Genomic DNA, 13,449 nt, shown 5'->3' on the forward strand with positions numbered 1-13,449 from the left:
CCCCTTGCGCGTTTCCCCTACGACGTCCCAGAGGCCGGAAACGTTCGGACGGCGCCCTCGGCGCCCTCGGCGCGTCCTCGGCGTCCTCGGCCAACGGCAGAGGCGTACGTCACACCGCCGTATGGGCCCGGTGGCCGTGGGCAGGCACGAGGCGCCACAGCTTGCGGCCCGGGACCCCCAGCGAGCGAATTTCTCCAGCTCAGCGGGGGTGTCAGCCGGACGTCCGCAACCCGCGGCCCGGCCGTGACGTCCCATTCCCCGGGCACCCCGTGCAAAGGATTGGACAGGCGGGCCGGGGTCGGCCGCATGATGGAAAAGCCTCGGCCAAGCAACACACACGTCAAGACACGAAGAGACACGAAGAGGGAGTCGCCGTGAGGGTCGGAATCGTCGGAGCCACCGGTCAGGTCGGCACGGTCATGCGCAGGATCCTCGTCGAGCGGAACTTCCCGGTCCAGGAGCTGCGCCTGTTCGCCTCGGCCCGCTCGGCGGGGACGGTCCTCGACGGCGTGACGGTGGAGGACGCGGCGACGGCCGACTACACCGGCCTGGACATCGTGCTGTTCTCCGCGGGCGGCGCGACCTCGAAGGCGCTGGCCGAGAAGGTCGCCTCGCAGGGCGCCGTCGTGATCGACAACTCCTCGGCGTGGCGCAGGGACCCGGACGTGCCCCTCGTGGTGGCCGAGGTGAACCCGCACGCGGTCGTGAACCGTCCCAAGGGCATCATCGCCAACCCGAACTGCACGACGATGGCCGCGATGCCGGTGCTGAAGCCGCTGCACGAGGAGGCGGGCCTGGAAGCGCTGATCGTCGCCACGTACCAGGCGGTGTCCGGCTCGGGCCTCGCGGGCGTAGCGGAGCTGCACGGCCAGACCCAGAAGGTGGTCGCGGACGCCGACCGGCTGACCCACGACGGCGAGGCGGTCGACTTCCCCGAGCCGCAGGTCTACAAGCGCCCGATCGCCTTCAACGTCGTGCCCTTCGCGGGCAACCTCGTCGACGACGGCCTGAACGAGACCGACGAGGAACAGAAGCTCCGCAACGAGTCCCGCAAGATCCTGGAGATCCCCGCTCTGAAGGTCTCCGGCACCTGCGTCCGCGTCCCGGTCTTCTCCGGCCACTCCCTCCAGGTCAACGCCCGCTTCGCGGGCCCGCTGTCGGTGGAGCGCGCGACGGAGCTGCTGGCCGGCGCCCCGGGCGTGGCGCTCTCCGACATCCCGACCCCGCTCCAGGCGGCCGGCAAGGACCCGTCGTACGTGGGCCGCATCCGCCGCGACGAGACCGTGGAGAACGGCCTCGCCCTGTTCGTCTCCAACGACAACCTCCGCAAGGGCGCGGCCCTCAACGCCGTGCAGATCGCGGAGCTGGTGGCGGCGGAACTGAGCGAGTGAGGACCACGACGCAGGGGCGCCCGCCCGTGGCGGTGGGCGCCCCTGCGTCGTGTCCGGTCCCCGCGGTTCCCGGACAGGAAGCACCCGGGCGCCGGGGGCCTCGGCGGGCGGCCGGAGCTGCGGGCCCGGTCATCGCCCAACGCCGTCACGACGTGGAAGGATGGCGCGACCCACACATGACGAGGAGATGACCGCGTGCCTGGCACAAACCTGACTCGCGAAGAGGCGCAGCAGCGGGCGAAGCTGCTCACCGTTGACTCGTACGAGATCGATCTCGACCTCTCCGGCGCGCAGGAGGGCGGCACCTACCGGTCCGTGACCACGGTGCGCTTCGACTCCGCCGAAAGCGGCGCGGAGTCCTTCATCGACCTGGTGGCCCCGACCGTCCACGAGGTCACCCTCAACGGCGATCCCCTCGACCCCGCAGAGGTCTTCAAGGACTCGCGGATCGCCCTGCCGGGGCTCCTGGAGGGCCGCAACGTGCTCCGGGTGGTCGCCGACTGCGCGTACACCAACACCGGCGAGGGGCTGCACCGCTTCGTCGACCCCGTCGACCAGCAGGCCTACCTCTACACCCAGTTCGAGGTGCCGGACGCCCGCCGTGTCTTCGCCTCGTTCGAGCAGCCGGATCTCAAGGCCACCCTGCAGTTCACCGTGAAGGCGCCGACCGGCTGGACCGTCATCTCCAACTCCCCCACCCCCGAGCCCAAGGACGACGTCTGGGTCTTCGAGCCGACGCCGCGGCTGTCGACGTACGTCGCCGCGCTGATCGTGGGTCCGTACCACTCCGTCCACAGCGTGTACGAGAAGGACGGCCACAGCGTCCCGCTCGGCATCTACTGCCGGCCCTCCCTCGCCGAGTTCCTCGACTCGGACGCGATCTTCGAGGTGACCCGGCAGGGCTTCGAGTGGTTCGAGGAGAAGTTCGACTTCCCGTACCCGTTCAAGAAGTACGACCAGCTCTTCGTGCCGGAGTTCAACGCGGGCGCGATGGAGAACGCGGGTGCCGTGACCATTCGCGACCAGTACGTCTTCCGGTCCAAGGTGACCGACGCCGCGTACGAGGGGCGCGCCGAGACCATCCTGCACGAGCTGGCCCACATGTGGTTCGGCGACCTCGTGACCATGGAGTGGTGGAACGACCTGTGGCTGAACGAGTCGTTCGCCACCTACACCTCCATCGCCTGCCAGGCGTACCACCCCGAGTCTCGGTGGCCGCACTCCTGGACCACCTTCGCCAACTCGATGAAGACGTGGGCGTACCGGCAGGACCAGCTGCCGTCGACCCACCCGATCATGGCGGAGATCAACGACCTCGACGACGTCCTCGTCAACTTCGACGGCATCACGTACGCCAAGGGCGCCTCGGTGCTCAAGCAGCTCGTCGCGTACGTCGGCATGGACGAGTTCTTCGCGGGCGTGCAGGCCTATTTCAAGCGCCACGCGTACGGCAACACGCGTCTGTCCGACCTGCTCGGCGCCCTGGAGGAGGCCTCCGGGCGTGACCTCAGGACGTGGTCGAGGAAGTGGCTGGAGACGGCGGGCATCAACGTCCTCCGCCCCGAGATCGAGACGGACGAGAACGGTGTCATCACCTCCTTCGCCGTCCGCCAGGAGGCCCCGGCGCTGCCGCCCGGCGCCAAGGGCGAGCCCACGCTGCGTCCACACCGCATCGCGATCGGCCTCTACAACCTCGACGAGGACACCGGCAGGCTGCTGCGCGACGAGGACGGCCGGATCGAGCTGGACGTCGACGGGGAGCTGACCGCCGTACCGCAGCTGGTCGGCCGGCGCCGCCCGGACGTGATCCTGCTCAACGACGACGACCTGTCGTACGCCAAGGTCCGCCTGGACGAGAAGTCCCTCGCCTTCGTCACCGAGCACCTCGGCGACTTCGAGTCGTCGCTGCCGCGCGCCCTGTGCTGGGCCTCGGCCTGGGACATGACGCGCGACGCGGAGCTCGCCACCCGGGACTACCTCTCCCTGGTGCTGTCCGGCATCGGCAAGGAGTCCGACATCGGTGTGGTGCAGTCGCTGCAGCGCCAGGTGAAGCTGGCGGTCGACCTGTACGCCGACCCGTCCGCGCGCGAGGCGCTGCTGACCCGGTGGACGGACGCGACCCTCGCCCATCTGCGCGCGGCCGAGCCGGGCAGCGACCACCAGCTGGCGTGGGCGCGTGCCTTCGCGGCGACCGCCCGTACGCCGGAGCAGCTGGACCTGCTGGAGTCGCTGCTCGACGGTTCGGGGACCATCGAGGGCCTGGTCGTGGACACCGAGCTGCGGTGGACGTTCGTGGAGCGGCTGGCGGCGGTGGGCCGCTTCGACGAACCGGAGATCGCGGGCGAGCTGGAGCGCGACAGGACGGCGGCGGGTGAGCGGCACGCGGCCACCGCCCGGGCCGCCCGTCCGACACCGGAGGCCAAGGAGGAGGCCTGGGCGTCGGTCGTCGAGTCGGACAAGCTGCCGAACGCCGTGCAGGAGGCGGTGATCTCGGGCTTCGTCCAGACCGACCAGCGCGAGCTGCTCGCCCCGTACACGGACCGGTACTTCGAGGCGGTCAAGGACGTCTGGGACTCGCGCTCGCACGAGATGGCCCAGCAGATCGTGGTCGGGCTGTATCCGTCGATCCAGGTCTCCGAGGAGACGCTGGCGAAGACCGACGCGTGGCTGGCCTCCGCGGAGCCGCCCCCGGCTCTGCGACGCCTGATCCTGGAGTCGCGTGCCGGCGTCGAGCGGGCGCTGAAGGCGCAGGCGGCGGACGCGGCGGCGGCCAGGGCCTAGGGGCGCTTCCGACGGATCTCCGTCGCGACGGCGCGAAGATCCGTCAGAAGGGCCCTGGTCACCGTCCATCGGTGGGGCGCCCGGCGATGTGCCGGGCGCCCCTTGCCGTGCTCAGTTGCCCTGGCTGTTGCTGTCGCCGCTGGTCTCCTTCTTGTCCAGCGGGCGGATCACGATCTTCTCTGCCACGCCAACTCTCCTTTCTGGCCGGGATCGCGACCAATCTGACGGTCGCGTCGCTGACCGCTTCTCTGTCAAGTTCAGCGTGTCGAAGTGAATCGTGGCCCCCCGGGTGGCCGCTGAGTAACCCTGACTTGGTTGGCCTGGACGGTGAAGAGGACTCGAGGAGTGAGCCGGGCCGGACGGCCTGGCTCGTCGACCGTTTCCCGGAGGGTCGACGAATTACGCGAGCTCAGAGCTACTGGGAAGTATCAGTGCCGAGTCCGTGTGGAGCGTGATGCGCACCGGTGTGAAGGTGGTGGCGTCCACCGGCGACTCACCGGTGCCCGGGTTGCGGGCGTAGCGTGGGTGGGCGCCTCCGCTGATCTGCCAGCGTATGCGGTGGCCGATGGGGAAGCGGTGCGCGGTGGAGCTCATCGGCACGGTGACCTGCGAGGGCTCCTGTTCGGTCGTCCGGAGTCGGACGAACCCGTCACAGATGTTGACGGAGCGGCCTTGTGCGTCCACGTCGCACAGGCGGGTGAAGACATCGGCGTGTCCGGTGTCCGTGGAGATGCTCATCCCTGCGGAGACGGGACCCAGGATGTCCATGGGATCGGTCAGTGGTGGGCCGGTGAATGTCAGGACGTCGTCTCGGGCCTCCAGGGTGGCGTTGTTCCGGGGGCCGGCGGCGCGGGAGAGCAGCGGACCGCCGAGGGAGGGGGTGGGGTCGGCCGGGTCGTAGCGGAACGCCGTCACGGGTGCGGAGTCTGCGGGGGCCAGCTGGGTGAGATGCCCGCCGGGGATGGGGTACCACGAGGTGGCAACCGCGGCTGGCGGCCAGTCGTCGAGGTCCCGCCAGGTGTCTTCGCCGCCGATGTGCACACGCACCGCGGTGGGACGCAGGCCGGAGGGATCGGCGTACAGGTGCGCGCGCAGCCACGCGAGGCTCTCGGTGAATACCTCGGGCCATCCTTGCTGCAGGGCCGAAGTATGGGTCCAGGGACCGACGAGCAGGGCGGTCTCACATCCGGCCTGGCGCAGCCGGTCGTACTGCTCGAAGGTCTGGTCGACTAGTGCGTCGTGCCATCCGGTGATCAGAGCCGTGGGCACGCGGAGCCGCTGCGCCGACTTCGCCAACGACGCGCCGTGCCAGTAGGCGTCCTTGGCGTCCGGGTGTGTCATCACGCCGTCCAGCCAAGGCAGTTCGCTGCCGAAGGCTGACACGTACGCCCCACGCAGGGGCTGCGCGGTGGTGACGTCGCGCAGGCGGCGCTGCAGGCGCAGCGTCGCCTTGAGGAACGGTGCCATGCCCTGGTGCTGGTAGTTCATGCCCACGCCCACGGCGAGGGCGTTCTCCAGGCGAAGCGCACCGCCTGAGTGGAACAGTGCGTAGGGATCGTGCAGCCCTACTTGCACCACCATTGCCTTCAGTTCTGGCGGTGGGTCCAAAGCGAGGGCCCATTGCACGTAGCCCAGGTAACTGGGACCGACGGTCCCCAGTGTTCCGTTGAACCAGGGTTGCTCGCGCAGCCAGGACACCGTGGCCTGGCCGTCGGCGGCCTCGTTGCGCCACAGATCGAACATGCCGCTCGAACCTCCGGTGCCGCGGCAGCTCTGCAGGACCACGTGGAAGCCCTGTTCGGCGAAGAGCAGGCCGTACTGGGGTGACCACGGCAGGCCTCGGCCATAGGGCGAGCGGACCAGGAGGGTGGGGAAGTCTCCCTGGGCGCGCGGGAAGTAGTGGTCAGTGATCAATGGGCTGCCGTCGGCGGCCGGCACCAACAGTCCCGGCTCCCATCCGGCCTCGTACCGTTTCGCCGGCAGACCTCGCCAGGTCGCCCTCATCATCCGGGAGGACAGCGGCGGTTTTCCGGCGGGTGGCACCCAGGCTGGCCTGGCTACGACGTCGGGCGTGCGTGATGGCATCGTTCCCCTCCTCTATTCTCGTACCATGTACGAGAATAGAGGATGCTTGGATGACCTTGGCAAGAGCCGCCTCAACAACCAGGGGAAGGAGTGCGAGGCCGTGTCCAGCGACGGAAAGGCCGGTGCCGAGAGCGTCGATCCCGAACAGCTCTGGTTGCCTCCCACCGAGCCCCGCAGGGGCCGCAGGCCCTCCTTCAGCCGGGAGACAATCACTGCGGCGGCCGTCACTCTGGCGGACGCGGAAGGACTCGACGCGGTCACCATGCGGCGGGTGGCCGCGGAGGTCGGGGCGGGCGTCATGTCGCTCTACAGCTACGCCCCTGACAAGGAGACGCTGCTGGAACTGATGGTCGACCACGTCAGCGGCGAACTCACGGTCACGGACCCACCCACCGGCGACTGGCGTGCCGATCTGAAGACCGTGGCTCGACTGCAGCGCGCCCACATGCTGCGCCACCCTTGGCTGCCCGTGGCCTTGTCCACCCGTCGCGTTCCGGGCCCCAACACCCTGGCCTTCCTGGAACACGTGCTCGCCGTACTGCGGCCCACCGGGCTGGACGGTGCGGCGAAGCTAGAGGTCTTCGCCCAGATCACCGCATTCGTGGCCGGGCACGTTGGCCATGAGGTCGCGCAGGCCGCAGTTTCACGATCACCGGACCGGGCCGCAGCCGAGGGCCGCTACCTGACCGCTGTCGCCGCCGACGGCTGCCACCCGGAACTCGCCGAAGCCCTTTCCGCCCCCGGACGTCCCCTCACCCCCGACGCCACCTTCACCCGGTTCCTCAACCGCCTGATCGACGGCCTCGATACTGACTGATGCCACACAGCTGTGACAGGCGTCCCGCCCGCGGCGCCTCCGAGGAACAGGCCGTCGGCTTGTCCAAGGCCACGGCCGCTACGAGGGCTGCTGCCGACTCCGTTTTCGGCGGCAGACCGGCTACCTGCCGAGTGGAGGCTGCGTGGGCAGCGCGCGGATCACAGCATGGCGGTCGGCGAGCTGCTGGCGCAGGTGAAGGTTCTCCATCGTGGCCTGGTGTAGGGCGCCGACCAGTGCCTCGACGTCTGCTTTGAGCTGGGCGAGCTCCTCGGCGTCGGCGGCTCGTAGTTCCTTCAGCCCGGCGGATCCGCTCGCGCAGGCGCCGCTCACTGTCCGGAGTTCCACCTCGGGCGCGGACCTTGTCGTAGAACTCATTCTTCAGGTCGGTGTGCCGCTGGGTCAGTGCGTTGCGCGGGACACCGGCTTCGAGCGCAAGAGCAACGATCGTCAGGGCGCCGTTGGAGTACTCGGGAGTGCCGCGCAGGATGCGGTCCATCGCGGCACCGATGCGGCCGCGCTCGTCTGCGACAGGGCTCATGCGGTCGGCTCCTGGGAGTGGATGCGATCGTTGTTGTGGCGGTCGGCCAGACCACGGAGATGGTCGGCACGCCGGGTGAGCCGGTCGGCGAGCGGGTCGGGCACAGCCTCCGAGGCGGCCTGTTTCTCCAGCATCTGTGCGTGCTGCACGAGTTCGTCGGCGTGGCGGTCGGTGCGTGCGATGTTCGCGCACGACGGCCGGCAGCGGTCCAGGCGCGGAGCGTCGTCGGCGTCCAGGCGGTGACACAGGGCCCGGTCCCGGTTGTAGACGCACATCAGCAAGGAGCGCGGGTCGTCGTAGACGGTCAGGGCCGGGTTGCCGAGGATGTCGCGGGCCTGGCGGTGGGTGCGGATCGACCCGGCGAAGGCCGGCGCCTGCGTCGCGGCGTGGATCGCGCGGCGCGCGGCCGGCCCGGAGATCCCCACCCCGCGGGCGAGGTCGTCGTGGAGGGTGGTGAGGGTGTCGGCGGTGGCCCGGGCGGTTTCGATGTCCAGCAGCTGGTGGATCCCGTCGCGGCCGCGGGCGGCGTATCCGCCGCTGACCGCGGTGCGCATGTGCCCGTACGGGATGGCCAGCGCCACCAGGCCGCCCGGGCGGCGTGCGATGTGCCAGGCCAGGGTGCGGCGAATCGGGCCAGGCCGATCGCGCCGTGCGGATCGTGGGGGATGACCTCGCCGTCCCGTCCCAGGCGCTGGGCCAGGCGCGAGGCCCATGCGACGAATGCCTCGATGCGCGTGCGAAGCCTCGAATAGCGCAGGGAGGTTGTGCTGGGCGTGGGGGTGTTCACGAAGGTGCGCGTGGCCGCGTCGAACAGCAGACCTTCGGCCGGGGCGATCTTCTCCAGCACGCGGATCGCCCTCACCACGGGAGGGGTCGCCACCCAGGGCACCTCGCGCAGGCGCCCGGCGGAGTGGTGGTTGCCGTCCTCGTCGAAGGCGTTTTTGAACTCGCGCCCGTGGATGAGGTGCTGCCCGGAGGCGACCTCCGGGCAGCACCCGGTCTGCAGGCCCAGCACTACTGGCGGGAGGGAGTTATTCCAACCGTGCACTATAGGCAGGCAATGTCTAGCCTCCTGTCGGAGGGGGACTCCTCAAGGGCCGAGGTGGACCGGCATGTCACAAGGCAAGCGAACAGGGGACCGCCGCCGCGACGATGCGCCAGACTGACGTCGTGGATGAACCTGAAGCGGTAGACCATCAGCGCCTCATACCTACAACCGATTCGGGCGCAGTACGGCTTCGCCGCGAGGGACGCACCCTGCTGCAGCAGGCCAGGGCCAGTGCATCCACGCTCACGCTTGTAGGCGCAAGCGTTCTCGCAACAGGTGCATCAGTGGCCGGACTCAGTAGCTGGGTTCCTCTGGTCGCTTCCATGACAGCGGGGGTAAGCGGATGGGGCTTGCTCCGCACTGGCTTCGTCGTTCCCCTGCGCATGCGTCGCAGCATCGACGCGGTAGCCGGTGTCTTGGCACGAGACGAGGACGGGTGCGTCATTCGAACGAACGGCGTGTTCGTCGCGCCTGGATATTGGGTGACAATGGGTTACGGGCTCACCGACGGTAGGCACGACGCTCGACCGGACAGTGCCCCGGTACTCGCTGGGCTGCCAAGTGGCGACGCAACAGCCGAGTTGGTTGGGTGGAGTGGCCCGGACAAGCCTGCCATCCTCCGGGCCCGGACACCGGTCACCCCTGCGAAGCGACTCCTTTCGCTTCCTGCGGTCGGCGCAGACCTGAAGATCGTGGGCTGGATGGACCTTGCTGGAACTCCTGTCCGAACGTCCTATGATTACAAGGTCCTTGCTGTCAGTGAGGGCGCGATAGTCGCCGCTGGCCCTCATGTGCCCGCCAGGCTCGCATCCGCCGCAGTCATCGAACAGGGCACCGGAACAGTAGCTGGCTTGCTGTCGAATTACCTGGATAAACCGATGCGAGGCGCTGGGACCCATGGCCTGAGCACTGTGAAGATCTTCCCCTTGACCTCGCTGGCGCTCACCGACTTCGACGGTTCAAGACAGTAGGTCGAGTAGGAGTCCGGTTGGCCTCGTCCTCGGCGCGGGCGGCGAGGTACTCGGCCCAGTCGCGTCGGGCGTAGGCGACCCAGCGGAGCGCGGTGTGGCGATGCATCCCGGTCACGTCGGCGAGGATCGGGCTGGGGAGATCAGCAGCGAGGGCGGCCAGCGCCCCGTTCCGCGCGGTGCGAACCAGGATGCCGTGCCGGTTGAGTTTCTGGGTCATGCTGTGCGTCGAGATCGGCTTGCCCGGGACCATGCCCGGGAAGAGCCACTGAGGACCTGGGTGGGCTCGCGAGAGCTGCGGCCGGAGTTGGGGCTGTTCGGCAAGTTGCCGAAGGAGTTCGGCGAGCCGTGGAGGCAGCAGGACGGGGTGGCGTCCCAGGACCAGGTGAGCGTGCTTGTCACCGAACTTGAGGTGTTCAGGCGTCAGGTGGCAAAGGCGTTCGGTGGACAGGCCGAACAGCAGGGTGATCGCGCCGCCGGCCCGGACATCCGTCGGCAGGGCATCGTCGGTCAGGCAGCGTTGGAGGAGCCGCCAGCGATCGTCGTCGTCGAGCAGGTCCTGGGGCTCCTGGCTCGGGATGGAGGGGACGGTCAGCTCACGGGTGAGCCGACGACTCGTGGTCCACTTCAGGAAGTAGCGGATCAGGTAGCGCCGCTGGCTGGTGGCCCCGGCGATCCAGTCGTCGACGTGCTCCTGGGCGAGGTTGGCGAGGGCCAGGCCACGTTGGTCCATCCAGGCCAGGAAGTCCAGGGCGACGCTGACGCGGCGCCGCAGGTCGCGGTCGGGGGAGGCAGGATGGCGGCGGATAGCCGCCCGCTGACGTGCGCGTCGGAGCAGGAACCAGTTCAGGAACGGGCGGGCGAGATTGGCGTGTGCGGTCGGCTTGCCCGCGAGCTCGTGCTCCAGCCAGCCCGGGATGCGTTCGAGGTCCTCATTGCGCTCCTCCAAGGCGCCGGTGTGGACGAGTAGTTGGCGGATGTAGCGCTGGTTCCGGCTGGGCGGAAGCTCATCCAGCAGCTCGTGGCTGAGCTCGTTCCCTTCGGATACCAGCCGGGCGAGGAGCTTGGTGTTCGGGCTCTCCTTGAGCCACTGGATGGCGGGGAACGGTGAGGGAGCGTCCGCCAGCGCGGCCGCGAGCGGTTCCAGCTGCGCGGCGATCGTGCCGTCGGGCCCGGCCAGCAGGGCGTTGACCCGCTTGGCGAGCACACAGTGAGCGCATTGGCCGCGGCTGTGGGGGTTGCCGGTCCGGCCGCACTGCCTGCAGGTGTAGTCGGCGGCGAACCCGACACATGGTCCGCAGACCTCGGCGCCGTCGTCATCCCGCGCGATCAGCGGCTGGACCGTGCCGCAGCGAGGGCACTCGGCCGGTGAGCGGAGCACAGCGGTGTAGCAGGTCATGCAGACCGGCCCGATCGGCCAACGGGTGTTGACCGGCTTGGTCCGGCCGCAGCGGGCGCACGGCTCGCCAGTGCGATGACGCTGGTAGCAGGTGGCGCAGACCGGCTGTCCCTGTTCGTCGCGACTGGCGCAGGGGCGGACCCGGCTGCAGATCGAGCAGGTCGCCTCGGGGCCCTGGTAGCAGCCGTCGCAGAGGTCCGGCTGCCCGTCGCGCGCGTTGCGGGCGATGCGCTTGAGCTGTCCGCACCGACCGCAGAGCCGCCGTGGCCGGCGATGACGGTTGTAGCAGAGGTGGCAGAGTGCGCCGTCGTCGTCAACGAGGGCGGCGGCTGCGGACTTTCCGCAGCTCACGCAAGTGTGCATGGGGCGTTTCCAGCACTTGATGCATAGCCCTCGGCCGTCGTCCCGTCGTACCACCGGGTGTCGGAGCTGCCCGCATTCGGCGCACTCCTCGAACGTGGTGGGGTCGGCGCGGTAGCAACGGTTGCAGATCGGTCCCTCGGGGCGACGGGCGACGACGCGCTGGCCGTCACGGTGGCACCGTGCGCAGGTTTCGCGTTTACGGCTTCGGGCGTCGCACGAACCGCAGAGGCGCCCCTCAGGGCGGAGTTGCCGCAGGTCAGACCGGATCTTTCCGCAATGTGCGCATCCGGGACGGACCACAGGGTGCCCGGCATCGTGCAGAGCTTCAGCGAGCCGAAGCAGGACCGGTGGACAGAGCGAGCTGCCTGACGTCAGCGCGTCGGGGTGGGCCGCGAGGTGTCCAGCCAGTTCTTCCAGGTAGCGAGCCGACCCGCGGGTGGGGATCGGCACCGCGGTCACCAGCGCGGCCTCGGCGTCCTCGCGGACGAGCGACGGCAGAGCCGAGGTGAGGTGGCCGACGGCGGCGGCCGTCGCGGCCTCCAAGCGGGCTGCTTGCGCAGCGAGCCGGGCGACGGTTGACGGAGCAGTCGGAGAGGATGCGCTCACAGGCCCTCCGGCCGCCGGATCGAGGTGCGGCACACGGCCGGAAGCGGGCCAGGCGTCTCGCCGCCGGCGGTCTTGCGTACCTCTTCGTTGACGACCTGAACCTCGATGAGGTCGTTGGGCTGGCAGTCGAGGATGTCGCACAGAGCCGCGAGGGTGTCCATCGACATCCGCTGCGGCGGCTGCGTGACCAGGCGGAAGACCTGCTCGCGTGAGAGGTTGACGCCCCGTTCGGCCAGCAGTGGCACCAGGTCGGTGGTCTGGAACATATCCCTGTCGGCCATGAGCTTGCGCAGGTTCCAGCGGTAGCCCATCTTCTTGATCACTGCGGGTCCTCCCAGATGCCCGGGTAACGCTGGCCCAACTTCTTGTGCAGCAGCCGGTTGCGGTACTCGTCCGAGACACCCGTATAAAGGGCCGTCGTGCTGGCATAGCCGTGACCGGCCTGGTCTTGGATGAACCGTTCCGGGTAATCAAATTCGGTCAAATGTGTGATATAGGAATGTCTCAGGCAGTGCAATTCGAGTTCTTCGGGCAGGTCAGCAGCTTGTTTGGCGGCCTCGAAGGCTTCGTTCGCCGACCGGCGTGACAGGCGACCGGCGCGTTCGGTGACCCAGATCGCCGGGTGCTTGCCCACGTTGAAGCGGGGCCGGACCTCGGTCAGGTAGTGGTCGAGGTCGTCTACGATCCAGTCCATTTCGGGGACGGTGAAGATGGTGCGGCGCTTGGGCGGGCTGCCCTTGGAAGACTTTCCCCAGCGTACGAACACCGCCCCGTGGCGCTTGTACTGCGGGGCCTTCGAGTTGCGCCGCAGGTCGGCGAGGTCGAGGCCGACGTTCTCCCGGCGCCGCATGCCGTAGGCGTAGTAGGTCTTGATCAGGGCGGAATCGCGCATCGCGGTCAACGCGCCCTTGCGGCCGCGCTTTCGGATCTCCTCGACCCGTCCGTCGGCAGCGTCGAACAGGTCCTGGATCTCGTCGTAGGTCAGCGGTCGGCGGCTCGGGTCGCCCTCGTACTCACTGACGTGGGTGACGGTGTTCCATTCGTGCAGGATCTGGACCGGCACCTCGCCGAAACGCTCCTGGCAGACGGACATCCAGCCGTAGCGCGGATCGGTGATGTACTCGCAGAACAGCCGCAGGTGGTTCTGGTAGTTGCGGCCACTCGCCACCGTGAACGTCGGCGTCTTCGTGCGCAGATGGTCGATGAATGCCTCGAACTCCGCCGGCTGCCACTGCCACGGGTACTGGTTAGAGAACTCGGCGAACCGGCGGACCAGCGACAGCCGCGGCTTGATGGTCCCGTCCCACTTCAGGAAACGGGCCCGCTGCTGCTTGGTCCACCCCTCCAGCATGGCCTCGAACACAGCAGGCGCGGGCTCCAGGTAGGAGATCCCGTCCACGAGCATCAGGTGTGCCGCACCCGCCAAATCGGCCGCTTTCGCCACTCCAACCTC

Annotated in this window: 9 protein-coding genes; 3 read left to right on the forward strand and 6 right to left on the reverse strand. The window is 68.9% G+C overall.

Annotated elements, in window-relative coordinates:
• Positions 1-374 precede the first annotated feature (374 nt).
• Together ASC56_RS05505 and pepN are read left to right on the forward strand one after the other, a co-directional pair.
• Positions 375-1,391, forward strand: a complete 1,017-nt coding sequence (locus ASC56_RS05505; RefSeq protein WP_055490037.1) for an aspartate-semialdehyde dehydrogenase — start codon at positions 375-377, stop codon at positions 1,389-1,391.
• Positions 1,392-1,586: 195 nt separating this feature from the next.
• Positions 1,587-4,172: an aminopeptidase N gene (gene pepN / locus ASC56_RS05510; RefSeq protein ID WP_055490038.1), complete on the forward strand. Its 2,586-nt coding sequence runs from the start codon at positions 1,587-1,589 to the stop codon at positions 4,170-4,172.
• Between the two features lie 399 nt (positions 4,173-4,571).
• Here pepN and ASC56_RS05515 read toward each other — a convergent pair whose 3' ends face one another.
• Positions 4,572-6,176 carry a CocE/NonD family hydrolase gene (locus ASC56_RS05515; protein ID WP_055490187.1) on the reverse strand — a complete coding sequence of 535 codons (1,605 nt, stop codon included), beginning with the start codon at positions 6,174-6,176 and terminating at the stop codon, positions 4,572-4,574.
• 181 nt (positions 6,177-6,357) lie between these two features.
• On the opposite strand from ASC56_RS05515, the gene ASC56_RS05520 reads away from it, so the two are divergent.
• Positions 6,358-7,074: a TetR/AcrR family transcriptional regulator gene (locus tag ASC56_RS05520; protein ID WP_055490039.1), complete on the forward strand. Its 717-nt coding sequence runs from the start codon at positions 6,358-6,360 to the stop codon at positions 7,072-7,074.
• A gap of 120 nt (positions 7,075-7,194) precedes the next feature.
• Here the strand turns inward: ASC56_RS05520 and ASC56_RS41660 are convergent, their stop codons facing one another.
• The 5 genes from ASC56_RS41660 to ASC56_RS05545 form a co-directional block, all read right to left on the reverse strand.
• The gene (locus ASC56_RS41660) at positions 7,195-7,419 is read right to left on the reverse strand and encodes a hypothetical protein (RefSeq protein ID WP_234376848.1); all 225 of its coding nucleotides are present in this window, start codon (positions 7,417-7,419) and stop codon (positions 7,195-7,197) included.
• A 189-nt stretch (positions 7,420-7,608) separates the two neighbouring features.
• The gene (locus ASC56_RS05530; RefSeq protein ID WP_159039596.1) at positions 7,609-8,193 is read right to left on the reverse strand and encodes a hypothetical protein; all 585 of its coding nucleotides are present in this window, start codon (positions 8,191-8,193) and stop codon (positions 7,609-7,611) included.
• A gap of 1,409 nt (positions 8,194-9,602) precedes the next feature.
• Positions 9,603-11,390, reverse strand: coding sequence for an XRE family transcriptional regulator (locus ASC56_RS05535; RefSeq protein ID WP_159039597.1), 1,788 nt, complete (start codon positions 11,388-11,390; stop codon positions 9,603-9,605).
• Between the two features lie 602 nt (positions 11,391-11,992).
• Positions 11,993-12,319, reverse strand: a complete 327-nt coding sequence (locus tag ASC56_RS05540) for a helix-turn-helix transcriptional regulator (protein WP_055490042.1) — start codon at positions 12,317-12,319, stop codon at positions 11,993-11,995.
• Complete coding sequence (locus tag ASC56_RS05545; protein WP_055490043.1) at positions 12,316-13,440, reverse strand: tyrosine-type recombinase/integrase; 1,125 nt, start codon at positions 13,438-13,440, stop codon at positions 12,316-12,318. Before ASC56_RS05545 ends, ASC56_RS05540 begins: the two co-directional genes overlap by 4 nt.
• Between the last annotated feature and the right edge of the window lie 9 nt (positions 13,441-13,449).

Source organism: Streptomyces sp. TP-A0356, assembly GCF_001417775.1.
GTDB lineage: Bacteria > Actinomycetota > Actinomycetes > Streptomycetales > Streptomycetaceae > Streptomyces.